This is a genomic window from Clostridium sp. TJA032 (assembly GCF_058310275.1).
The window spans coordinates 93,154-118,072 of the sequence record NZ_JBZEFB010000003.1 but is presented as its reverse complement, the minus strand read 5'-3'; the positions used below and the strand labels follow the sequence as shown (position 1 = coordinate 118,072).

The 24,919-nt window shown below is 27.6% G+C and carries 18 protein-coding genes; 17 read left to right on the top strand and 1 reads right to left on the bottom strand.

The features are described from left to right. The first annotated feature begins 195 nt into the window (after window positions 1-195). From AC4FRL_RS08840 to AC4FRL_RS08770, 15 genes are all read left to right on the top strand, one after another. Window positions 196-1,305, top strand: coding sequence for an ABC transporter ATP-binding protein (locus AC4FRL_RS08840; RefSeq protein ID WP_491139864.1), 1,110 nt, complete (start codon window positions 196-198; stop codon window positions 1,303-1,305). A 33-nt stretch (window positions 1,306-1,338) separates the two neighbouring features. Beyond that, entirely contained in the window at window positions 1,339-2,286 is a 948-nt protein-coding gene (locus AC4FRL_RS08835; protein ID WP_491139863.1) for a PucR family transcriptional regulator, read from the top strand. A 263-nt stretch (window positions 2,287-2,549) separates the two neighbouring features. Further along, entirely contained in the window at window positions 2,550-3,776 is a 1,227-nt protein-coding gene (locus AC4FRL_RS08830; protein WP_491139862.1) for a sugar ABC transporter substrate-binding protein, read from the top strand. Between the two features lie 84 nt (window positions 3,777-3,860). Continuing rightward, window positions 3,861-4,817, top strand: a complete 957-nt coding sequence (locus AC4FRL_RS08825) for an ABC transporter permease subunit (protein ID WP_491139861.1) — start codon at window positions 3,861-3,863, stop codon at window positions 4,815-4,817. A gap of 1 nt (window position 4,818) precedes the next feature. Then, window positions 4,819-5,712 (top strand): sugar ABC transporter permease, encoded by an 894-nt coding sequence (locus tag AC4FRL_RS08820; protein ID WP_491139860.1) that lies wholly within the window; start codon window positions 4,819-4,821, stop codon window positions 5,710-5,712. Window positions 5,713-5,935: 223 nt separating this feature from the next. Next, complete coding sequence (locus tag AC4FRL_RS08815; RefSeq protein WP_491139859.1) at window positions 5,936-6,952, top strand: LacI family DNA-binding transcriptional regulator; 1,017 nt, start codon at window positions 5,936-5,938, stop codon at window positions 6,950-6,952. 62 nt (window positions 6,953-7,014) lie between these two features. Beyond that, the gene (locus AC4FRL_RS08810; protein WP_491139858.1) at window positions 7,015-9,162 is read left to right on the top strand and encodes a TIM-barrel domain-containing protein; all 2,148 of its coding nucleotides are present in this window, start codon (window positions 7,015-7,017) and stop codon (window positions 9,160-9,162) included. A gap of 27 nt (window positions 9,163-9,189) precedes the next feature. Beyond that, complete coding sequence (gene malQ / locus AC4FRL_RS08805) at window positions 9,190-10,683, top strand: 4-alpha-glucanotransferase (protein WP_491139857.1); 1,494 nt, start codon at window positions 9,190-9,192, stop codon at window positions 10,681-10,683. Next, entirely contained in the window at window positions 10,676-13,039 is a 2,364-nt protein-coding gene (locus tag AC4FRL_RS08800) for a glycogen/starch/alpha-glucan phosphorylase (protein ID WP_491139856.1), read from the top strand. Before malQ ends, AC4FRL_RS08800 begins: the two co-directional genes overlap by 8 nt. A gap of 244 nt (window positions 13,040-13,283) precedes the next feature. Then, window positions 13,284-15,302, top strand: coding sequence for an amylo-alpha-1,6-glucosidase (locus AC4FRL_RS08795; RefSeq protein ID WP_491139855.1), 2,019 nt, complete (start codon window positions 13,284-13,286; stop codon window positions 15,300-15,302). Between the two features lie 116 nt (window positions 15,303-15,418). Then, complete coding sequence (locus AC4FRL_RS08790) at window positions 15,419-16,258, top strand: AIM24 family protein (RefSeq protein WP_491139854.1); 840 nt, start codon at window positions 15,419-15,421, stop codon at window positions 16,256-16,258. 116 nt (window positions 16,259-16,374) lie between these two features. Further along, the gene (locus tag AC4FRL_RS08785) at window positions 16,375-16,674 is read left to right on the top strand and encodes a YerC/YecD family TrpR-related protein (protein ID WP_491139853.1); all 300 of its coding nucleotides are present in this window, start codon (window positions 16,375-16,377) and stop codon (window positions 16,672-16,674) included. Window positions 16,675-16,730: 56 nt separating this feature from the next. Next, window positions 16,731-17,048: a DUF1540 domain-containing protein gene (locus tag AC4FRL_RS08780; protein ID WP_491139852.1), complete on the top strand. Its 318-nt coding sequence runs from the start codon at window positions 16,731-16,733 to the stop codon at window positions 17,046-17,048. 147 nt (window positions 17,049-17,195) lie between these two features. Then, window positions 17,196-17,885 carry a response regulator gene (locus AC4FRL_RS08775; RefSeq protein ID WP_491139851.1) on the top strand — a complete coding sequence of 230 codons (690 nt, stop codon included), beginning with the start codon at window positions 17,196-17,198 and terminating at the stop codon, window positions 17,883-17,885. Continuing rightward, complete coding sequence (locus tag AC4FRL_RS08770; protein WP_491139850.1) at window positions 17,872-19,263, top strand: HAMP domain-containing sensor histidine kinase; 1,392 nt, start codon at window positions 17,872-17,874, stop codon at window positions 19,261-19,263. The genes AC4FRL_RS08775 and AC4FRL_RS08770 overlap by 14 nt, the downstream gene beginning before the upstream one ends. 52 nt (window positions 19,264-19,315) lie before the next feature. Here AC4FRL_RS08770 and AC4FRL_RS08765 read toward each other — a convergent pair whose 3' ends face one another. Continuing rightward, window positions 19,316-20,608, bottom strand: a complete 1,293-nt coding sequence (locus AC4FRL_RS08765) for a DUF349 domain-containing protein (RefSeq protein WP_491139849.1) — start codon at window positions 20,606-20,608, stop codon at window positions 19,316-19,318. A 466-nt stretch (window positions 20,609-21,074) separates the two neighbouring features. On the opposite strand from AC4FRL_RS08765, the gene glmM reads away from it, so the two are divergent. Further along, window positions 21,075-22,421, top strand: coding sequence for a phosphoglucosamine mutase (gene glmM / locus AC4FRL_RS08760; protein WP_491139848.1), 1,347 nt, complete (start codon window positions 21,075-21,077; stop codon window positions 22,419-22,421). A gap of 656 nt (window positions 22,422-23,077) precedes the next feature. Further along, window positions 23,078-24,910, top strand: coding sequence for a glutamine--fructose-6-phosphate transaminase (isomerizing) (gene glmS, locus AC4FRL_RS08755; protein WP_491139847.1), 1,833 nt, complete (start codon window positions 23,078-23,080; stop codon window positions 24,908-24,910). The last annotated feature ends 9 nt before the right edge of the window (window positions 24,911-24,919 follow it).

Here is a 24,919-nt window from a genome sequence, read left to right as displayed (position 1 = left end):
GATATTATTTATCCTGCTTTTTTTATTTAAAATAATCCATGAAAAATAAAATTTATACAAACTCTTTAGATTAGTATACAAAAAATATGGAATTCTTTTGTAAGTAATGTTTATAGATGAAAACGGTTAAGTGGTATAAAATAAAATCATGAAAGAATTTGAGAAATAATTTTAAAATTATGGGGGATTATTAATATGGCAAAATTATCACTTAAACATATTTATAAAGTTTATCCAGGAGATGTTACAGCTGTTAAGGATTTTAACTTAGAAATAGCTGATAAAGAATTTATAGTATTTGTTGGACCATCAGGTTGTGGTAAATCAACTACTTTAAGAATGATTGCTGGTTTAGAAGAGATTTCAAAAGGTGAGTTATATATTGGAGATAGATTAGTTAATGAAGTTGAACCAAAAGAAAGAGATATAGCAATGGTTTTCCAAAGTTATGCTTTATATCCACATATGACTGTTTATGATAATATGGCTTTTGGTCTTAAGTTAAGAAAAGTTCCAAAGGCTGAAATTGATAAAAAAGTTAAGGATGCAGCTAAAATACTTGATATAGAACATTTATTAGATAGAAAGCCAAAGGCTTTATCAGGAGGTCAAAGACAAAGGGTTGCTTTAGGAAGAGCTATAGTAAGAGAACCTAAGGTATTCTTAATGGACGAGCCTTTATCAAACTTAGATGCTAAGCTAAGAGTTCAAATGAGAACTGAAATAGCTAAATTACATCAAAGATTACAAACAACATTTATATATGTTACACATGACCAAGTTGAAGCTATGACAATGGGTACAAGAATAGTTGTTATGAAAGATGGTATTATTCAACAAGTTGATTCACCACAAGAAATATATAACAATCCAGCTAATGTGTTCGTTGCAGGATTTATAGGAAGTCCACAAATGAACTTTATAGATGGTACTATTAAAGAAGAAGGTGGAAAATACTTCGCTTACTTCCAAAATCAAAAAATTGAAATGCCAGTTGAGAAAGCTAGATTATTAAAAGAAAAAGGATATATGGGAAAAGATGTTATACTAGGAGTAAGACCTGAACATTTAGATGATGATCAAGATTTAGTTTCTTCAAATCCATCAACAGTAATAACATCAAGAGTTGAAGTTACAGAGCTTATGGGAGCAGAAAGTTATATATATACTAAACTTGGTGAGCAAAACATAACAGTTAGAGTAAATGGAAGCACTAAGTTACAAAGTGGACAAGAAGCTAAATTCTATGTAGATGCTACTAAAATTCATGTTTTTGATAAAGAAAGTGAATTAAAGTTAGTTTAGAAGAAATAGCGATAATATAAAGGGGAAATAAATATGTACAGTTTTCATAAATTCTTAGAAGAGTTATATTTAAATACAAAAATACCTTTTAAAGTTCTTTTAGAAGAGGAGGAGTTTTCTTTAGGAGAAGTTGAGGAGAAGAAAAAAGTTTCTTTAGATTTTTCTGTTAAGGGTAAAAGTATTGTTATAACAACGGATGAGAAATATGAAAGCTGTATTTCTTTATTAAAATATTTAATTGAAACCAAAATTAAAGAAGCTTCTAGTAGTAGAGAAAAATTAATTAAAAAAGCTTTAAAAGGTATAAATATAGAAAAAAGTATTATAGATAGTGAACTTAATTTTTTAAAAAATGGTTTCTATATGATAAATGTTTTTTTAACGTCTAATCTTGAAGAAGCATTAGATATTGTTCAAGAGTGTTATAATAATAAAAATGTTATTAGTCTTTTAGAAGGTGGAAGTATAATAATACTTGGTGCATTAGAGGATGTTGAAGAACATGTAAATAGTATAAAATATTCTATAGATTCAAACCTTTATATAAAATGTTATATAAGTTATATGAAATTAAATAATATTAATGAAATAAAAGAGGCTTATGAGATAAATATGTCTAAGATAAATCTTGCAATAAAATATGATTTAGATGAAACTATCTATGGGGAGAGAGACTTGCTTTTTGAAAGTTTAGTTGATTCTATAGATGAAAAATTAAAATTAAAGCTATATGAAGAGTTTGGTTTAGGATTTTCTACTTTAGATAGAGAAATGATTAAAACCATAGAAACTTTTTTTAAGTGTGGACTTAATGTAAGTGATGCATCTAAAGAACTTTATGTACATAGAAATACATTAATATATAGACTTGATAAAATTCAAAAGTGCACATCTTACGATATAAGAAATTTTAATGAAGCGGTAATATTTAAAATAGCATTTTTAATATGGCGTGGAAAAGAAATAGATAAAAATAATTAATTGAAAGCTTAGTTAGAAAATAAAAGTTCTGACTAAGCTTTTTTATTGTAAATAAATAATGGATAATTTTTATAAAATAATAATAATTTTCAAGAAAAATATATTGAAAATGTTTTCTTAGTATTATATAATTAAGTTGGAAACGGTACCGAAATTTCAAAAGAGTTTTGGTGATTTTTTTAGAATGTTTTTGGTACCGTTTCCGAAAATGAGAATGTAATTTATGGCTTTTTAGCTAATTAAAATTATGAGGGGGATTTATAATGGGAAAACGTACAAAAATTTTAGTAACTGTTATGGCAGCAACAATGTTGTTTGCTGGTTCTTTAATTGGATGTGGAGGTAAAGGAGATTCAGCTTCTTCTGAAGGTTCAGATAAAGAACTTACAGTATGGTCACATTTAACAACTCCAGAAGTAGAAGAAATTAATAAAATTGCTTCTAAATGGGGAGAAGAAAAAGGAATAAAAGTTAAGGTTGTAGAGGACAAATCAGAAATGCAAGCTTACATACAAGCTGCAAATAGTTCTAAAGGACCAGATGTAATGTTTGGACTAGCTCATGATAACTTAGGAACATTCCAAAAAGCTGGTCTTTTAGCAGAAGTTCCTGAGGGAGTAATAAATGATTCAGATTATGCATCACATCAAGTTTTAGATGCTGTAACAATTGATGGTAAAAAATATGCTATTCCAATAGCGCAAGAAACATCAGCTCTTTTCTATAATAAGGATAAAGTAAGTGAAGTACCAAAGAGTATGGAAGATTTAGTTAAAGTTGCAGAAGAAGGTGCAGGATTTAAATATGATATCAATAACTTTTATGCTACTTATGGATTTATAGCAGCAGATGGAGGATATGTTTATAAAGATAATAATGGAACATTAGATCCAACTGATATTGGACTAGGAACACCAGGTGCAATAAAAGGATATCAATTCGTTCAAGATTTAGTTCAAAAAGATAAATTAATGCCTGCTGATATAACTGGAGATATAGCAAAAGGTGATTTCTTATCTAAGAATACAGGTTTTTATATTTCAGGACCTTGGGATGTATCAGCTTTTAAAGAGGGAGGAGTAAACTTTGGTGTTGCTCCAATGCCAACATTATTTGGAAAGCAAGTACCAACATTCTTAGGTGTTCAAACTGCTTTTGTTAGTGAAAAATCTAAAAATAAAGATTTAGCATGGGAATTAGTTAAGTACTTATCAGAAAATTCAGGGGATGTATTACTAAATAAGGGTAACAGAATACCAGTATTAAATAAATATTTAGATAGTGATGACTTTAAGAATAATGAATATATGAGTGCATTTGCAGAACAAGCTAAATTTGCTACACCAATGCCTAATATACCAGAAATTCAAGCTATGTGGGGACCTGCTGGTGCTAATCTACAATTATTAACTTCAGGACAAATAACACCAGAAAAATGTGCTGAAATGACAGTAGAACAAATTAAGCAAGGTATAGCACAACAAAAATAATTTTAAAAACTATAAATAAAGGGATTTAAATCCCTTTATTTATAGAAATTTATTTTAACTAGGTATTTAAGGAGGCGAGATATAATGCAAGTTACAAGTGATGATGTAAGGGCATGCAAGAAATCAAAAAATTTAAAAAATACAATTAAAGCAATGCCATATTTATTACCAGCTATTATATCAATAATGATATTCACAATATTTCCAATAGTATATACTGTAATAATTGCTTTTACTGATTATACTATGTATTCACAAGGACATATTAATTTTGTAGGCTTTGCAAATTTTATAGAAGTTTTAACAGGACCGTTTAAAGATGTATTTTTACCTGTTTTTGGGTGGAATATAGTATTTGCAGTAATATCAACTGCAGGAACTTTCTTCTTAGGATTAATGGTTGCTATGGCAGTAAATAATCCTAATATAAGAGAGAAAGCAATATATAGAGCAATACTTATAATTCCATGGGCTCTACCAGCTACAGTTGCTATTTTATCTTGGCAAGGGCTATTAAATGGAAGCTATGGTGCTATAAATAATTTATTATTAAATTTACATTTAATATCAAATCCAATTCCTTGGCTTACAGACCCAACTTGGGCAAGAGTAGCACTTATAATAGTTAACATATGGTTAGGATTCCCTTATATGATGAATGTTTGTTTAGGAGCTTTAGGAGCAATTCCTGATAGTTATTATGAAGCTGCAGAAGTTGATGGTGCTAGTAAATGGCTTCAATTTAAGAAGATAACTTTACCTTCTTTAGCACAAATATCTTATCCATTATTAATTTCATCTTTTGCATTTAACTTTAATAACTTTGGTTCAGCTTTCTTAATAACAAAGGGAGGACCACCAAGAATGACTACTCAATTTGCAGGTTATACAGATATATTAGCATCTGTAAACTACAAATTATCAACACAATTTGGTAGATTTGAAATAGCTTCTGCAATAAGTATAATAATCTTCTTAATACTAGGAACTATATCTTATTACCAAATGAAGTTAAGTGGTCAGTTTGAGGAGGTTGAATAATATGCAAAGTAAAGTTCAAAAAAAGAGTAATATAGTAACTACCTCAGAAATCAAATATGAAAGAAAATTAAGACCAGCAGAAAAAAGGATGGCTTGGATATGTAGAATATTCATTTGGATAATGCTACTTATAGTTTTATTTCCAGTTTTCGCTGTAGTTTCAGCTTCTTTAGCTAAGGGAGAAGTTTTTACCCAAACAACTTTAATTCCTTCAGCATTTACTTTAGAAAATTATACAAAGGTTTTAACTGAAACAAATTTCTTAATATGGGTTAAGAACTCCTTAATAATATGTGTTGTAGTATCAATAATTCAACTTGTATTAACAGTACCTATGGCTTTTGCTTTTTCAAGATTAAAGTTTTGGGGAAGAAAAAAGGGATTAATGATGTTATTATTACTTCAAATGTTTCCATCAGCAATGTCTTTACCAGCAATATTAGCTATTGCATATAGATTAAACGGAATGGATCATATAATTACTTTAATAATAATACAAGCTGGGGCAGGAGCATTTAACATTTGGCTACTTAAGGGAGCTATAGATGGAATTCCAAAGGAACTTACAGAAGCAGCTTATGTTGATGGAGCATCTACTTTCCAAACTTTTAAAATGATAATACTTCCTTTATTAAGAAATATGTTATTAGTAATTTTCTTATTTACTTTTATAGGAACATATAGTGAATTTATATTTGCTTCAGCTCTTTTAAAGAGTCCTGAAAGTTTAACACTTGCAGTAGGTATGCAACAGTTTATTACAAACAATTTCTCTGCAAACTGGACTCAATACTCAGCAGCTGCAATTATGGCATCAGTTCCAATAGTTATATTTGCAACTGTTGCACAAAAATATATGGCTAAAGGATTAACTGCTGGTTCAGTTAAAGGTTAATTAAAAATTTATTATATCTCAAAGCCCAACATACTTCTTTAAAATAAATTTATTAGGGAAGGATGAAAGTCCTTCCTTTTTAAAATAACTTCTATTGTTAAATTATAAGTCCTTTTATTGCCAAGGTTTACAAAGAAGGTTATAATTTACTTGGAATCGTTACCGGTACAATTTCCAAAAATGGGATTTTATAAGGTGAAAGATTTTATAATAGGAGGAAGTTATGAATATAAGAGATATAGCAAAAATGGCTGAAGTAGGAGTAAGTACAGTATCTAGGGTTATAAATAATCACCCAGATGTAAAGGATGAAACAAGAGAAAAAATATTAAAAATAATAAAAGATAGTAATTATATACCAAATAATAGTGCTAGAATTCTAAAGAAAAATAATACTAAAAATATAGGAGTTTTAGTAAAAGGGGTATTTAACCCTTTTTTTGCAGAAATGATAAATATAATAGGTAATAGAATAAATGAAGCTGGATATACAATGATTTTACAACAAAATGATTATACAACAGAGGATGATGTAGACAATTTAATTGCCTTTGTTAAGGAAAAAAGGCTTCAAGGTATTATATGTCTAGGAGGAAACTTTTTAAATATAAATGATGAAAGTTTTCAATTTTTAGATATTCCTGTGGTTTTAACCTCTGTTAATACTCTTTCAAAAAAGAGTAAAAGTAAGTTTTCTTCAGTTGGTATAGATAATATATTAGCTGCTAAGGAGTCAACAGAATATTTAATATCTCTTGGACATAAAAATATTGGTATTTTATTAGGAGAGAAAAATGATGTAGGAATAAGTGGACTAAGATTAGAAGGGTATAAAAGAGCTTTAAAAGAAAGTAATATAAAATATTCAGAAGAAAATGTTTTTATAGGAAATTATGATTATGAGGGTGCTTATAGGGTTACAAAAGAGATAATAAAAAATAATAGTAGCATAACAGCGATATTTTCTATTTCAGATATAATGGCAGTTGGTGCTGCTAAGGCTGTTGTAGATTGTGGGTTAAAAATTGGAGAAGATATATCTATTGTTGGATTTGATGGTATGGATATAAGTAAATATTATAATCCTGGTTTAACAACAGTAAAACAACCTAAAAAGAGTATGGCAAATAATAGTATAGATTTATTATTAGCTCTTTTAGCTAAGAAAGAAGAACATAAGCATATAATTTTTGAAACTAAAATAATTGAAAGAGAATCTTGTAAAAATTTAAAAAAATAATAAAGTGGGATTAAGTTTAAAAAGTATTCAACTATTGGTAAAAGAATAAGGGGGAGAATATTATGAAAGATAATTTAATTAATAATAATATAATTAAATATACCTTTGGAAAACCTTTTTTTAATACAGAATCTATAGTGTTAAAGGAAGAAGAAATAAAAAAGGGGAGAGAGTTAAAGTATTTAAAATTAAAGGATGGATATTTAATTTTAAAGCTTAAAGAGGATGATATAGTTTATGGACTTGGTGAAAATGTAAGAGGGTTAAATAAGAGAGGATGGAAGTATGAAAGCTTTTGTACAGATGATTTTTCTCATACTCCAGAAAAAGTAAGACTTTATGGAGCACATAATTTCTTATTAATATATGGAGAAGAAAGCTTTGGTGTCTTTATAGATTCTCCTGGAAAAGTTAATTTTGATATAGGTTATACAAAAAGTGATGAACTTAAAATAAAAGTAGAGGATATAAATTTTGATTTATACATTATAGAAGGAAAAAACTTAAATGAAATATGTAAGAATTTTAGATGTCTTATAGGGGAAAGTTACATAGCTCCAAAGTGGGCCTTTGGTTATCAACAAAGTAGATGGAGCTATAAAAATGAAAAAGAAGTTAAAAATCTATTAGAAAATTTTAATAGATTAAATATTCCTATTGATTGTATATATCTTGATATAGATTATATGGATGACTTTAAAAACTTCACAATAAATAAAAATTCCTTTCCAAATTTTGAAGCCTTAGTAAGTGAATTTAAAGAACAAGGAGTAAGACTTATTCCAATAATTGATGCAGGGTGCAAAATTGAAAAAGGATATGATGTTTATGAAGAAGGGATTAAAGAGGGATATTATTGTATAGATGAAAAGGGAAAGCCTTTTGTAGCAGCAGTTTGGCCAGGAAAAGTTCATTTCCCAGACTTTTTAAATAAGGATGCTAGAAAATGGTTTGGAAATAAGTATAAATTTTTAACTGATAAAGGAATAGAAGGTTTTTGGAATGATATGAATGAACCTGCAATATTTTATTCGGAAAAAAGATTAAATGAAGCTTTTGAAAAGGTATCACAAGCTAAAGGAAAAAATTTAGGTATATATGATTATTTTGACCTTAAAGATGAGTTTCCAAGACTTCAAAATAATATGGAAGATTATAAAAGTTTCTATCATAAAACAAAAGATGGTTTTATAAGACATGATAAAGTGCATAACCTTTTTGGATTTAATATGACAAGAGCAGCTTCTGAAGGGCTTTATGATATTGATAAAAATAAGAGGTTTTTATTGTTTTCTAGAGCTTCAACTGTTGGTATGCATAGATATGGTGGAATATGGACTGGAGATAACATGTCTTGGTGGGAACATATTAAGTTAAATATGCAAATGATGCCAAGTATAAATATGTGTGGATTTATATATGCAGGAGCTGATACTGGTGGCTTTGGAGGAGATGCTACAGAGGATTTAGTTATAAGATGGTCTCAGTTTAGTGTCTTTACTCCTTTGTTTAGAAATCATTCAGCTTTAGGTACAAGAAATCAAGAGCCTTATTCTTTTAGAGAAGAAAGCTGTCATATATTAAAAGATGTTTTATATTTTAGATATTCTATTATTCCATATCTTTATAGTGAGTATATGAAATCAGTTTTAAATAATGAAATGTATTTTAAGCCATTAACCTTTCAGTATAAAGATAATTTCACAAAAAGAGTAGAAGATCAGATGCTTTTAGGAGATAGCTTAATGATAGCTCCTATATATGAACAAAATTCCTTAGGCAGATATGTATATCTTCCAGAAGATATGCTTTTATTTAAAGTTAGAAAAGTTGATGACTTTGAACTTAAAGTTTTACAAAAGGGACATAATTATATAGAAGCTAAACTAAATGAAATACCTATATTTATAAGAAAAAATAAAATTATGGTAATGGCTAATAATAAAGCAAAAAGGGTAGAGGAAATAAATAGTGAGGAGTTAAATTTAATTTCCTTTGTTTCTGAGGAAGCTGAATATATTTATTATAATGATGATGGATTTAGCAAAGATTATGAAAAGGGTAAATATGAGGAGTTGAAAATTATAATTAAAAAAGAAAATTTAGATTATGAAATATTGGTGGAAAATAATAATTCTAGGGTTAAAAAGTTAAACATTAAAATATTTGATATAAATAATAATATGGTTAAAAGAGAAATATTACTTTAGTAATAAGTAACTAGGGGGATATAAGTTATGAGAAGAGCAAGTGGAATAATAATGCATATAGCTTCTTTACCAGGAAGACATGGAATAGGTACTTTAGGAAAAGAGGCGTATAAATTTGTAGATTTTTTGAAAAAAGCTGGACAAAGCTATTGGCAAATACTTCCTTTAGGGCCAACGAGTTATGGAGATTCACCCTATCAATCTTTTTCAGCTTTTGCAGGAAATCCATATTTTATAGATTTTGATATCTTAAATAAAGAGGGAATTCTTCAAAGCAAAGATTATGAAGGTATTAATTTCGGAAATAATCCAGAAAAGATAGACTATGCTTTATTATTTGATAAAAAGATGAGAGTGTTAAAAATAGCATATGAAAAATCTTTAGATAAAGATAAAGAAGAAATTAAAAAGTTTAAGGAAGAAAATAAATTTTGGCTTGAAGACTATGCCATATACATGGCTATAAAAAATGAAAATAACTTATTAAGTTGGCAAGAATGGGATGAAAAATTAAGATTAAGAGATGAAAAAACTTTAGAAGAATATAAGATTAAGTTAGAAAAAGAGATAAATTATTGGATTTTTCTTCAATACCATTTCTTTAAGCAATGGAATAAGTTGAAAGAGTATGCAAATAATTGTGGTATTAAAATAATAGGAGACATGCCTATTTATGTAGCTGAGGATAGTGCAGATGTTTGGGCTAATCCAAAGGCGTTTTTATTAGATGAAAATAATATTCCAAAAAAAGTAGCAGGATGTCCACCAGATGCCTTTTCAGAAACAGGACAGTTGTGGGGAAACCCTATATATGATTGGGATTACATGGAGGATACTGGCTACGCTTGGTGGATTAGTAGAGTAAGAGAAAGTTTTAAGCTTTATGATGTATTAAGAATAGATCATTTTAGAGGATTTGAATCTTACTGGCAAATTCCTTATGGAGATGAAACAGCTATTAATGGAGAATGGGTTAAAGGACCTGGAATAAAGTTATTTAATTCAATTAAAGATGAACTAGGTGATGTAAAGGTTATAGCTGAGGACCTTGGATATTTAACAAAAGAAGTTATAGACTTTAGAAATGAAACTGGTTTTCCTGGTATGAAGGTTTTACAATTTGCCTTTGATTCTAGAGAAGAAAGTGATTATTTACCACATAACTATAAAGAAAATTCCATAGCATATACAGGAACTCATGATAATGATACATTTAGAGGTTGGTTTGAAGTTACTGGGAATAAAGAGGATGTGGAGTATGCAAAAAAATACTTAAAGCTTACAGAAGAAGAAGGTTATAACTGGGGCTTTATAAGAGGTGTTTGGGGTAGTGTATCTAGTATCTCAATGGCCTTAATGCAAGATTTTTTAAATTTAGGAAATGAAGCAAGAATAAATTACCCATCAACCTTAGGTGGTAATTGGCAATGGAGAGTAAAATGTTATGCTCTTACAGATGAATTAGCAGAAAAAATATACGATATAACAAAATTATATGGAAGGGTGAATATCTATGAATAAAGAAGAAATAAAAAATGGAATAAAGAGATATTTAAAAGTTAAATATGGTAAAAGTTCAATTAAAGATGCTAAGGATTTTGAAGTTTTTAATGCATTATCATTAACTCTTTTAGAAAGTATTGTTGATGATTGGAATAGTACAGAAAAGATTTATGAAAAAGAAAAAAATGCCTATTACTTTTCTGCTGAATATTTAATGGGAAGAGCTTTAGGTAATAATTTAATAAGTTTAGGACTTTACAATGAAGTTAAAGAGGTTTTAGAGGAACTTGGATTTGATTTAAATAAAATTGAAGAAATAGAGGAAGATGCAGGTTTAGGAAATGGTGGATTAGGTAGACTAGCAGCTTGTTTTATGGATTCTGGAGCTTCTTTAGAAGTACCTTTAAAAGGGTATGGAATTAGATATAATAATGGTTTATTTTCACAATACTTTGAAGATGGATTTCAAAAGGAAGAGGTTGATAATTGGTTAAAGTATGGAGAGCCTTGGAGTATAAGAAAAGAAGAGGAGTTTGTAACTGTTGATTTTGAAGATATGACAGTTAAGGCGATTCCCTATGATACTCCTATTATAGGATATGCAAGTAAAAATATAAATACTTTAAGACTTTGGAAGTGTGAGCCTGTAAGAGAATTTGATTTTAAGTTATTTAATGAACAAAAATATGATAAAGCTTTAGAACTTAAAAATAGAGCAGAAGATATATCAAGGGTTCTATATCCTAATGATTCGAAAAAAGATGGGAAGCTATTAAGGTTAAGACAACAGTATTTTCTAGTAAGTGCTTCTTTAAAAGATATAATAAGAAAACATAAAAAGATTTTTGGAAAAATAACTGAAAATTTTGCTAAGATGCATGTAGTTCAGTTAAATGATACTCATCCAGTTTTAGCAATTCCAGAGCTTATAAGACTTCTTGTAGATGATGAAGGATTTACTTTTGATGAAGCTTACAATGTGGCATCAAAGACTTTTGCTTATACAAATCATACTATATTAGCAGAAGCTTTAGAAAAATGGGATGTTGAATTAATAGAAGAGCTATTTCCAAGAATATTAGAAATAATTGAAAATATAGATGAGAATTTTATAGAAGAATTATGTGAAAAAGGATATTCAGAAGAGCATATAGATGAGCTAAGAATAATAAATGATGGAAAGGTTAGAATGGCTAATTTAGCAATTCATGTGGGATTTGCTGTTAATGGTGTTGCTAAGTTACACACAGATATATTAAAAAATATTGAACTTAAATCTTGGTATGACTTATATCCTAATAAATTTCAAAATAAAACAAATGGAATAACTCCAAGAAGATGGCTAAGATTATGTAATCAAGAATTATCGGCTTTAATAACTGAACTTTTAGGAAGTGAGGATTGGGTTAAAAATCTAGATTTATTAAAAGGGCTAGAAAAATATAAAGATGATGAAGCTATATTAAAAAGATTTATGGATATTAAACATATTAAAAAAGAACAATTAGCTTCTTATATAAAAGAACATGAAGGGGTTACACTAGATCCAAGTTCAATATTTGATATACAAATAAAAAGATTACATGAGTATAAAAGACAATTATTAAATACATTATATGTTTTAGATTTATATTATAGATTAAAAGAGAATCCAGATATGGATATACCAAAAGTAACATTTATATATGGAGCAAAGGCTTTTCCAGGGTATAAGAGAGCTAAATCAATAGTTAAATTAACTAATGAAGTTGCAAAACTTATAAATAATGATAAATCAATAAAGGGAAAAATAAAGGTTGTATTTGTAGAAAATTATAGAGTTTCTTATGCAGAAAAATTATTCCCAGCAGCAGATTTATCAAAACAAATATCAACAGCAGGTAAAGAAGCTTCAGGAACAGGAAATATGAAGTTTATGTTAAATGGAGCACCTACTTTTGGTACTAATGATGGAGCTAATATAGAAATTTTTAGAGAAAGTGGATTAGATAATAACTTTATATTTGGTTTAGAGGTTGAAGATATAGAGAAGTTAAAAGAAGATTATGACCCTGTAGCTTATTATGAAGCTGATAAGGGTTTAAAGAGAGTTTTAGATTCCTTAATAGATGGAACTTTTGATGATGGAGGAACTGGTGATTTTGAGGACCTTTATAATTCATTACTAAAAGAAGGGGACCAATATTTCTTGTTAGCAGATTTTAAGTCTTTTAAGGATACTGAGGATAAAGTTTTTGAAGCTTATAAAGATAAATTAGGATGGGCTAAAAAAGCCTTTGAGAATACTTGTAATGCAGGAATATTCTCAAGTGATAGAACAATAAAAGAATATTGTAAAGATATTTGGCATATTAAAAAATGCACTAACAAATAAATTTTTTATTTAATTATTAATAAAAAATACTTTTAGAATTGGTTTTGTAAAATTTTAAAAGCTTATTATGAAATTTAAATAACATTTTAAGGATAATAATTTATTCTTTATAAGTATTTAAATTAAAGGTTTTTAAGTTTTACAGAACCTTTTTTAATTCAAAATTTTATACAAATAGATAAATGAAGTATGTTCATATTTAAAAGGGTATGATTTTATTATTAAAATTAAGAGGTGTTAATTTATGAATTTTGGAAAAATGGATTGGCTTAATTATGATAGGGCTATAGAGAAAGAATGGATGATTACAAATGGTATAAGTGGATTTTGTGGTGGAACTATTATAGGCTCTAATTCTATAAAATATCATGGATTATTAATAGGGTGTATTAACTCACCTGAGGAAAGATATATGATTCTTTCAAGCTTAAATGAAGAAATAATTATTAATGGAAAGCTTAGTAAGTTAAGTTCTTTAAAATATACAGATAAAATTGATGAAGGATTTAAAAATCTTCAAGGATTTTATTATGATGGGTTACCTCATTTTAGATACTTTATAGATGGAGTAGTTATAAATAAGAAAATTGCTATGGAATATGGTAAAAATACTGTGTTAATAGAATATGACATATTAAATGGAAGTAAAGAAGTAAAAATTAATATTGAACCTTTAATTACTTTTAGAAATCCAGGAGTATGCAGTAAAGAGGAAAATTTAAGATTCTTAAAGCTTGTGGATAAAAATAAAATTGAACTTATTCCTAATATAAATAAAGATATAAGTATAAAATTTTTTGCATATGGTGGAAATATATTAGACAAAAATAGTAGAATTGTGGATAAAATTTATTATGATGTTGATAAAAGTACAGGAGATAACTTTGTGGATAAATGTTATATACCAGGAAGTGTTGAAATAAATCTTAAGCCTAGGGAAAATAAAAAGGTTTATTGTGTTTGTACTATAGAAGATGAAAGGGATTTTAATTGTGAAAAAATAATAAAGAATGAAGAAAAGAGAATAGAAAAATTAAGAAATACCTTTAATGATTCAAGAATTTTAGCAAGATATCTTCCGATTTCTGCAGACCAGTTTATAGTAAAGAGAGAATCTATAAATGGAAAAACAATTTTAGCAGGATATCCTTGGTTTTTGGATTGGGGAAGAGATGCAATGATTGCTATTAATGGATTAACCTTATCAACAGGAAGGCTTGAAGAAGCTAAGGAGATTATAAGAAGCTTTAGTCTTTATGAAAAAGAAGGTTTAATACCAAATATGTTTCCTGGGAAAGGAAAAGAGCCTATTTATAATACAGTAGATGCATCCCTATGGTTTATAAATGCAGTTTATAATTACTTGCTTTATGCTAATAGTAAGGAAGCTTTAGATTTTGTTGAAAAAGAAATTTATAAAACTATAAAAAATATAATAAAGGCTTATAAAAAAGGAACTAAATTTTCAATAAAAATGGATGAGAAGGATTATTTAATAAGTGCAGGTTCTGGATTAGACCAAGTAACTTGGATGGATGTTAGAGTTAATGATATTGTAGTTACACCAAGACATGGAAAGCCAGTTGAAATAAATGCTTTATGGTATAATGCTTTGAAAATTACAGCATTATTAAAAGATAAATTTGAAAAAGAAAGCCATAACCAGTATGAAGATTTAGCTAAAAAGGTTAAGGAGTCTTTTTTAAAAACCTTTTGGATAGAAGATAAAAACTATCTTTATGATGTTGTAAACAAAGAGGAAAAGGATGATGATTTAAGACCTAATCAAATTTTTGCTATATCTTTACCCTTTACAATGTTAGATAAGGAAAGGGGAAAACTTGTAATTGAAAAAGTCTTTGAGAAATTATATATTCCTTATGGATTAAGAAGTTTAGATAGAGAAAATAAAAATTATCATGGTGTTTATATTGGAAAACTTTTTGATAGAGATATGGCATATCATCAAGGAACAGCATGGGCTTTTCCATTAGGTGCATTTTTTACAGCTTATTGTAAAGTTAATGATTATTCTAAAGATGCTGTAGATACTGTTAATTCTTTAATGACGGATATGGAAAATCATATTAAGGACCAATGTTTAGGAAGTATTGCTGAAATTTTTGATGGTGATAATCCTTATAGACCTAGAGGTTGTTATTCTCAAGCTTGGAGTGTTGGAGAAATGCTTAGAGTATATTATGAAGATATTTTAGGGAACTATAGGCTTTTAAAAAATGCTCATAAAATTTTATTTGAATAAATTTTTGCTAGAGATTATTAAATTAATCTCTAGCTTTTTTTAAAGTTTTGTAATTATTAACTTTGTAATTTTAGGATATAATTAAATGAATAAATAAAAATAAAGGAGGGTAATTTATGAGGACATCATTAAATATAGAAAATAAATTAAATATAATAAGTGAAATGAGAGGAGATTCTCTTTTTCAAATTTTAGAATTTGATAGTTTAAAAGGAGGAAATTCTTTAGACCTTGCTATTAAGTTAAATCAAATGAATGAAGCTAATATAAAGCTTAGACAAGTAAGAATTATTTTAGATAATAGCTCAGTAAATATAGAAAAGGGAGCTTTAAGTTACATGAGAGGGCCTATAAGCATAAAAAATAAAGTTGGAGGAGCAATAGGTTTAGGAAAGAAATTATTTACAAGTAAAGTTACAGGCGAAAGTACCTTTAAACCTAGATATGAAGGAGTAGGAGATATCTTTTTAGAACCTTCTTTTGGTCATTATGCCTTAATTGAGTTAGAGGATGAGGATATAGTAGTTGATGATGGAATATTCTATGCTTGTGAAAGTACAGTAGAAATATCATCTCATATGAATAAGAGCATATCCTCTATGGTATTAGGAAATGAAGGAATGTTTCAAACTAAATTATCTGGAAGTGGAATAGCTGTTTTAGAAATTCCTGTTCCTGAAGAAGAAATATTTAAGTGTAAAATAAATGATGATGTTTTAAAAGTAGATGGAAATTTTGCTATTTTAAGAACTGGAGATATAGAATTTACTGTTGAGAGGTCATCAAAATCCTTAGTAGCAACTTCAACTAGTGGAGAAGGACTTTTAAATGTCTTTAGAGGAACTGGAGAGATTTGGTTAATACCAACTAAGGGTGTTTATGAAAAGCTTGAAAAAGGATGGACTTCTTTAAAACCTTTAACTGACCCTAGTGGAACATCTAATACTGAAGCATAATTTATAAGTATTATTTTATTTATTTAAATAAAGATATATAATTAAATTATTAGGAGAAATAGTCTAAATATAATTGATTATATATAAATAAACGAAGAGTTAAAGGAGAAGATTATATGAACGGAGTACACTCAAGATTAAAGGGAAAAGATTTAGATTTTTTATTTGAAGCTATATTAAAATTAGAAAATATAGATGAATGTTATAATTTTTTTGAAGATATATGCACTATTTCAGAACTTAAAGCTTTAGCACAAAGATTACATGTAGCTAAAATGCTTAGAGATAAAAAAACTTATACTGAAATTGCTGAAGAAACAAAGGCTTCAACAGCTACCATAAGCAGAGTAAACAGGTGTTTAAATTATGGAGCTAATGGATATAATGAAATATTAAATAAATTAGAGGCTAAGTAATAATTTTTTGAAAAATAGGCATACTAGTATCATTAACCATTAAGGAGGGATATGGTATGCCAAATTTAAGCTGTGGTGTGGATAATTGTGCATATAATCAAAATGATATGTGTTCTTTAAACTCAATAAAGGTAAATGGCTCTTTTGCAAATCATTCAGAGGCTACTTCTTGTGGAAGTTTTGTTGAAAAGGGTGGCTTTACTAATGCTGCTTTTAGTATGGGAGAAGCAGAGGCACAAACTATAGTTGCTTGTGAAGCTGAAAATTGCTGTCATAATAAAAACTGTAAATGCCATGCTGAAAGTATAGATATTTCTGGTGATTATGCTCAAAATCAAGATCATACAGAATGTTCAAGTTTTAAACAAGAATAAAATATTTATTACTTTAAGAAGAAGACTATTTTTTAGTCTTCTTTTTAAATAATCTTATTTAAATTTGGACAAGCTTAAATTCTACATATTATTTATACACTTTTTAGTTTTAATAGAATTAAAAAGTCTTTATAAGAGGTGGGAACTTTGAATATATTATTAGTTGACGATGAAGAAAAGATAGTTGAGGTATTAGAGGCTTATTTAAAAAAAGAAGGATATGAAGTTTTTTCTTGTAGAAGTGGCAAAGAGGCCTTAGAAATTTTTGATAAAGAAAAAATAGATTTAATTCTTTTAGACCTTATGCTTCCAGACTTAAGTGGAGAAGAGGTTTGTAGATTAATTAGAGCAAAAAGTTGTGTGCCTATAATAATGTTAACAGCTAAAACAGAGGAAGAGGATTTGCTAGAGGGTTTTAATATTGGAGCAGATGATTATGTTACAAAGCCCTTTAGTGTAAAACAATTAATAGCAAGAATAAAGGCCATTATAAGAAGAAGTAATTCTTCTAAGGAAGGAAGTAAAATTTTAATTTTTAATAAGGGAGAATTAAAAATTAATTTAGATACAAGAGAGGTTTTTATTAGAGAAAATTTAATAAATTTAACTTCTACAGAATTTAATATACTTTTATCTTTAAGTAAATATCCAAAAAAAATATTTACAAGAGATGAATTAATTGAGCTTGTTTTAGGGAATAAAAGTGATAGTTTTGATAGAGTTATAGATTCTCATATAAAAAATTTGAGAAGTAAAATAGAGGAGAATACAAGAAAACCTAAGTTTATAATAACTGTCTATGGAGTGGGGTATAAATTTGAAGGTGAGAAGATATAAAACTTTAAATTTTAAGGTTATAGTTCCATCTATAATACTTATAATAATTGTAACTTTAATTACGGTAACTATCTCTAAATTTTATTTTGATAAAAAATTTGGAGATTATATAATGGTAAAAAATCAAGATACAGTTCAGAATATTTTAATGGAATTAGATGAACAGTATTCTAAGGATAAGTGGGATTATAAAAATGTTGAGAAAATAACATATAATGCTTTAGATAAAGGAATTATAGTAGCCTTATATGATAAAAATGGAAATGAAATAATTAACATGGAGAAAAACTCTAAGGATAAGTGCAATAGGATTATGAATTTTATAAAGAGTTCTATGGAAGGTAAATATGGTTCAACAAAAACACAGTTTCAACCTGTGTACTATCCACTAATAAAAAATGGAGAGCGTATTGGTGAAGTTGTAGTAAAATTTTATGGACCAATATTTTATATGGAAAATGAGTTAGTATTTTTAGATATAGTAAATAAGATAATTTTAGGTATTGGATTATTACTTATATTATTTTCCACAATAATAGGTTTTATAATTTCTAGGTCTATAACAAGACCTATAAAAAAATTAATGATTAAAGCAAAGTATATATCTAAAGGGGAATATGATAAAAAGATAGAAATAAATACTGATATTTTAGAAATAAATGATTTAGTAAATTCTATAAATAATTTATCAAAAAGTATAAAGGAACAAGAGAATATAAGAAAAAGATTAACAGGAGATATATCTCATGAATTAAAAACTCCACTAACAAATATACAATCTCATTTAGAAGCTATGATTGATGGAATATGGGAACCTACAGAGGAAAGGTTAATAAGTGTTAAGGAGGAAGCAGAAAGATTATCAACCTTAGTAAGCGATATGCAAAGACTTAATAAGTATGATGAGTTTTCTATTAAATTAAAAATGAGCAAGGAAAATTTAGATAACATAATTTCTTTTGTAATATTTCAATTTTCTAATTTAGCTAAAAGTAAAAATATTAATATAAATTATGAAAGTAAGAATATAAGTATTTTCTGTGATAAAGATAAAATAACACAAGCCTTAGTTAATCTTCTCTCAAATGCTTTAAGATATTCAAATGAAGGAAGCAATGTATTTATAAATACTCATGAAAATTCTAAGGAAATATTAATATCAATAAAAGATCAAGGCATAGGAATTTCAGAGGAAGATTTAAAATATATTTTTGAAAGATTTTATAGGGCTGATAAATCAAGAACAAGGACAACAGGAGGAACAGGGATAGGATTAACAATTGTAAATTCAATAGTTAATTCTCATAATGGAGAAATTAAAGTTAAGAGTAAATTAGGTAAAGGAAGTGAATTTATAATAATATTACCTAAGTTTTAGATTTTTCTATATTGAAATAACCCAATAGATTAATTCTATTGGGTTATTATTATTAATTTAAAGAGTCTAATTCTTTCTTTATTTCTTGAATTTCTCTTTGAACTTCTTTAACTTTAGCTTTATTATTTTCTATTCTTCCTTTAATGTCTTCAACTATTTCTTGATATTTTTCAATAGTTTCTAAAGTGTTTCCACCAGGTCTAACATTAAAAAGTCTATTAGTAAAGTCTTCAAGTCTTTCTTCATCTTGGCTTATATATTTTTTTAATTTCTTTATAAATTCTTCTTTATTTCTAACTAAAGAATTTAAGAAATCCTTTTGTTTATCAGCTCTAGCAGCATTTATACCATCAAAGTATTCTTGTCTAGCTTTATAAAAGCCATCTCTAATTTCTTTAAATTCATTTATAAGTTTTTCATTTTCATCTTTTCCACAAAAGCCTATTTTAAAGAAATCATCACTTATTTCTTTAACTTTAACAGAAGCTTCTTTCCAGCTATCATTTTCATATAAAGCTTTTAATGCTTCTATAAGAACTCTTCTTTTTTCTACATTAAGTCTATTTTCAGCTTTTAAAGCATCAAAGAATTCTTGTCTTTTAGCAAAGAATATATCTTTTGCCTCTTTATAACCTATAGAAATTTCTTCATTTCCTTCTTTTCCAGAGAAACCTATGCTCTTAAATTCATCACAAAGAAGGTTGAATTTTTCAGTAGCATCTTTCCAGTTATCATTATTAACTAATCCTTTAAGTTCAATTATTATTGCTCTTTTTCTATTAGCTTTATTTGTGAATTCTTCTCTTAAACCTTCCATAATAGCTCTTCTAGCTTCTTGAGCTGCATTTCTAGCCTTTTTAAATCTATCATATAAATCGTTATTTAAATCTTTTCCAGCAAAGCCTATAGCATAAAATTCTTCAGATAAAGATTTAGCTAACATATCAGAAGCTTTTATATCATTTGTATAAACTAAAGCTTCAAGTCTTTTTATAACATCTTCTTTTTTTATAGCATTTTCTTTAAAACCTTCATTTGCTTTTTCAAAGAAATCTTTTCTAGCAGTATAGAATTCATTTTTAGCTTCTCTTAATTCGTTCTTTAGGGCATTCTCAATTTCTTGGTCATAGTAATAAATATCGTTAAACTCTTCAATAAGAGCGTTAAATTCTTTATTAGCTTCTTTCCAGTTTTGAGCATTGTTAGCTAAGAATTTTATCTTTTCAATTACCTCTTTTTTTCTTTTACAACAGTTTTCTTCTTCTGCAGCTAAAGCTTCAGCGAAATTTTCAATTTCTTTAGAATCTCTTTTTTCATCTATGTAATTAGATTCATTAGTTGTCATTGTAAATTATCCCCTTTCTTTTATATCACTCAATTAATATTTTAAGGCGTAATTACTCTTATGTCCATAATTAAAATGTTTTCAAATATATTTATGTAATATATAATATGAAATTATTAAAATTTAAATAAGTCCATAAATTCATTGCCTTTACAGTTTAAATTATATGCTATTAATTGACATATATTATATTAATTTAATGAAAATAATGGTATAAATAATGAAAAGAATGTTAACTTAATAAATCAAAAATAATATTTTAGTAATAAATAAATTTTATTAATATGTTATTATAAAATATGACTTTAAAATAAAAACTTAAGAGAATATTAATAGCAAATATTTGACAAATTAACTTATATAAAGTATTCTTTGAAAGTGTAAAAAGTATTAATTAAGTAGCAAAATTATAGATATTTTAATTTATTATTAGTATAATATAAAATTATTAGAGGGGTGACATAAATTGTCAAGATTATTTGGAACAGATGGAGTTAGAGGAATAGCAAATACTGAATTAACAGCAGAATTAGCATATAATTTAGGTAGAGCTGGTGCTTATGTTTTAACAGAGGGAACTCACAAACCTAAGATACTAGTAGCAAAGGATACAAGAATATCAGGAGATATGTTAGAAGCTGCTTTAGTTGCAGGAATTTTATCAGTAGGTGCAGAAGCAATATGTTTAGGAGTAGTACCAACACCAGCAGTAGCTCACCTAACTAGAGTTTATGGAGCAGATGCAGGAGTTATGATATCAGCTTCACACAATCCTGTTGAATATAACGGAATAAAATTCTTTGATGACAAGGGATATAAATTATCTGATGATTTAGAAGATGAAATACAAAGAGTTATAGAAAGTGGATTTGAAAATGTGCCTTCACCAACAGGTGCTAATTTAGGAAGAGAAATAAAAGAAAAAGCTGCTCTAGAAGACTATATAAGCTTTGCTAAAGATACAATAGGAATATCTTTAGAAGGATTAAGAATTGCATTAGATTGTGCAAATGGTGCATCTCATGAAGCTGCTGTTAGAGCTTTTAGAGAATTAGGAGCAGAAATATTTGTAATAAATGATAATCCAGACGGAACTAATATAAATGAAAATTGTGGTTCAACTCATCCAGAGGAATTAATGGAGTATGTTGTTAAGAAGAAATGTCATATGGGCTTTGCTTTTGACGGAGATGCAGATAGATGTTTAGCTGTTGACGAACAAGGAAACTTAGTAGATGGTGATTTTATACTAACAATATGTGCTAAGTACTTAAAAGAATTAGGAAGATTAAAAGATGACACTTTAGTTGTAACTGTAATGAGTAATTTAGGACTTATGATAGCTTGTAAAAATGAAGAAATCAATACTTCAGTTACAAAGGTTGGAGATAGATATGTTTTAGAGGAAATGTTAGCTAAAGGATATTCTTTAGGTGGAGAACAATCAGGACACATTATATTCCTAGAACATAATTCAACAGGAGATGGACTTGTTACTGCACTTCAAGTAGCCAGTATAGTTAAGAGAACAGGAAAATCTTTATTTGAATTAAAGAGTGTAATGAAAGTATTACCACAAGTTTTAGTTAATGCAAAGGTTCCTAATGATATGAAAAATATTCATGAAGAAGATGAGGAAATAATTGCTGAAATTAAAAAGATGGAAGAAGCTTTAGATGGTTGTGGAAGAGTTTTAATAAGACCATCAGGTACTGAACCACTAGTAAGAGTTATGCTTGAAGGTGAAAATCAAGCTGAAATAGATGAAATGGCTCATAACTTAGCAAAAATGATAGAGGAAAAATGTAATTAATATAAAATTTATATTATAAGAAAAGCTATAAATAATCTTATTAGGTTGTTTATAGCTTTTATTATTTAAAGATGATTTTTTATAAAAAAAGTACAATATTTATTTTAAATTACTTTTAGATATATTATAAATTACATAAAAATGCAGGATATAATTAATGAAATTTCTTAAGTTTTATGTTTTTTATTAGATTTTTTTAAAAAACAATATTATAGATGTCTATACAACTATACATTAATATATTAATATAGAGTAATTTAAAGAAAAACAAAGAAAACAAAAAATAATTATTAAAAATAAATTAAAATCGCTTAAAATAAACTAAAATAACTTATAAATGCTTGAAATTTTTTTAAAAAGTGCTAAAATAAGTTTGTAGCTTTTTAAGTATATGATGCATAGTATATAATAACTTTCAAAATAAAATATAAAGCGCCAGGACTTAAAGTGATTTTAAGTTGACGAGGATTGGGGAGTATCGAAATTTCGGCGGATGCCTCACGGTATAGCACTACCGTAAAAGATTAGTTAAATCTTAAAAGTGATTTTAAGGACAAAGCTAATTAGGTGTTTTAAATCTTCTATGCATTAAAAGTTATATTAATATTGTTTTGAAAGTTAAATATGATTTTACAGATGGAAGGAAGAAAAATAATATGTGCGGAATAGTTGGATACGTAGGAAAAAAAAGAGCAACAGATATACTAGTTGAGGGATTATCAAAGTTAGAATATAGAGGATATGACTCAGCTGGAGTTGCAGTTTTAGAAAATAATAAAATAAAAGCTGAAAAGCATAAAGGTAGATTAGCAAATCTAGAAGCAATGTTAAGTGAAAATCCAATAGATGGTGGAATTGGAATTGGACATACTAGATGGGCAACACATGGAGAACCATCAGATGTTAACTCACATCCTCATTTAAATAATAAAGGTACAATCGCTGTAGTTCATAACGGAATTATAGAAAACTACAATGAATTAAGAAACTGGTTAATTGAAAAGGGTTATGAGTTTAAATCAGAAACAGATACAGAAGTTATACCAAATTTAATAGATTTCTACTACAAAGGAGATTTATTAGATGCTGTTATGGAAGCTACTAAACATATGGAAGGTTCATATGCTATAGGTGTTATATGTAGTGAGGAACCAGATAAATTAGTAGCAGTAAGAAAAGATAGTCCATTAATAGTTGGTTTAGGAGATAAGGAATACTTTATAGCTTCTGATATTCCTGCAGTTTTAAATCATACAAGAGAAGTTTATCTTTTAGAAGATAAGGAATTTGTTGTATTAACAGAAAATGGAGTTTCTCTTTTTGATGAAAATAAAAAGCCAGTTGAAAAAGAAATATATCATATAACATGGAATGTTGATGCAGCAGAAAAAGGTGGATATGAAGATTTCATGTTAAAAGAAATAAATGAACAACCAAAAGCTATAAAAGATACAATGACTTCAAGAATAATGGAAGGAAAAGAAGTAACTTTAGATGATATATCAATAACTAAAGAATACTTAGATAATGTTGATAGAGTTTATATAGTTGCTTGTGGAACAGCTTACCATGCTGGAGTTATTGGTAAATATGCTATTGAGAAATTAGTTAGAATACCAGTAGAAGTTGATATAGCTTCAGAATTTAGATATAGAGATGCTGTTATTACAGATAAAACTTTAATAATAGTTTTAAGCCAATCAGGAGAAACTGCAGATACTTTAGCTGTTTTAAGAGATGGAAAAGCAAAAGGTGCAAGAGTATTAGCTGTAACTAATGTTGTAGGAAGTTCAGTTTCAAGAGAAGCTAATGATGTATTATATACATGGGCAGGTCCAGAAATAGCAGTTGCATCAACAAAGGCATATGTAACTCAATTAATAGCAATGTACACATTAGCATTACATTTTGCTGAATTAAAAGGAAGTAAATCTGTAGAAGAAATTGAAGAAATTAAAAAAGCAATGCTTCAATTACCAGAAAAAGTTGAAGAAATACTTAAAGATACAGAGTTAATAAAAGAATTTGCAGTTAAAGCATCTAATGAAAGAGATTTATACTTCTTAGGAAGAGGTATGGATTATGGAGTTGCAATGGAAGGTTCTTTAAAACTTAAAGAAATTTCTTACATTCACTCAGAAGCTTATGCAGGTGGAGAACTTAAGCATGGTCCAATAGCTCTTATTGAAAAAGATATTCCAGTAATATCATTATTAACTCAAAGAGAACTTATGGATAAAATGATAAGTAATGTTCAAGAAGTTGTAACTAGAGGAGCTAAGGTTTTAGGAGTTTGCTTCGAAGGAGATATGGAAGATAGTAAAAGAGAGATGTTTGAAGGTATAATAGAAATACCAGAAACATTAAGCTTCTTATCACCAGTTTTAAGTGTAGTACCATTACAATTATTCTCATATTATGTAGCTAAAGCTAAAGGGTTTGATGTGGATAAACCTCGTAACTTAGCTAAGTCAGTAACTGTTGAGTAAAAGAGGTGT

Coding starts and splice junctions, on each gene's coding strand:
- AC4FRL_RS08825 (WP_491139861.1), top strand. CDS start 3,861: ATGCAAGTTACAAGTGATGATGTAAGGGCATGCAAGAAATCAAAAAAT.
- AC4FRL_RS08815 (WP_491139859.1), top strand. CDS start 5,936: ATGAATATAAGAGATATAGCAAAAATGGCTGAAGTAGGAGTAAGTACA.
- AC4FRL_RS08785 (WP_491139853.1), top strand. CDS start 16,375: ATGAACGGAGTACACTCAAGATTAAAGGGAAAAGATTTAGATTTTTTA.
- malQ (WP_491139857.1), top strand. CDS start 9,190: ATGAGAAGAGCAAGTGGAATAATAATGCATATAGCTTCTTTACCAGGA.
- AC4FRL_RS08790 (WP_491139854.1), top strand. CDS start 15,419: ATGAGGACATCATTAAATATAGAAAATAAATTAAATATAATAAGTGAA.
- AC4FRL_RS08830 (WP_491139862.1), top strand. CDS start 2,550: ATGGGAAAACGTACAAAAATTTTAGTAACTGTTATGGCAGCAACAATG.
- AC4FRL_RS08765 (WP_491139849.1), bottom strand. CDS start 20,608: ATGACAACTAATGAATCTAATTACATAGATGAAAAAAGAGATTCTAAA.
- AC4FRL_RS08810 (WP_491139858.1), top strand. CDS start 7,015: ATGAAAGATAATTTAATTAATAATAATATAATTAAATATACCTTTGGA.
- AC4FRL_RS08835 (WP_491139863.1), top strand. CDS start 1,339: ATGTACAGTTTTCATAAATTCTTAGAAGAGTTATATTTAAATACAAAA.
- AC4FRL_RS08795 (WP_491139855.1), top strand. CDS start 13,284: ATGAATTTTGGAAAAATGGATTGGCTTAATTATGATAGGGCTATAGAG.
- AC4FRL_RS08840 (WP_491139864.1), top strand. CDS start 196: ATGGCAAAATTATCACTTAAACATATTTATAAAGTTTATCCAGGAGAT.
- AC4FRL_RS08780 (WP_491139852.1), top strand. CDS start 16,731: ATGCCAAATTTAAGCTGTGGTGTGGATAATTGTGCATATAATCAAAAT.
- AC4FRL_RS08800 (WP_491139856.1), top strand. CDS start 10,676: ATGAATAAAGAAGAAATAAAAAATGGAATAAAGAGATATTTAAAAGTT.
- AC4FRL_RS08820 (WP_491139860.1), top strand. CDS start 4,819: ATGCAAAGTAAAGTTCAAAAAAAGAGTAATATAGTAACTACCTCAGAA.
- glmS (WP_491139847.1), top strand. CDS start 23,078: ATGTGCGGAATAGTTGGATACGTAGGAAAAAAAAGAGCAACAGATATA.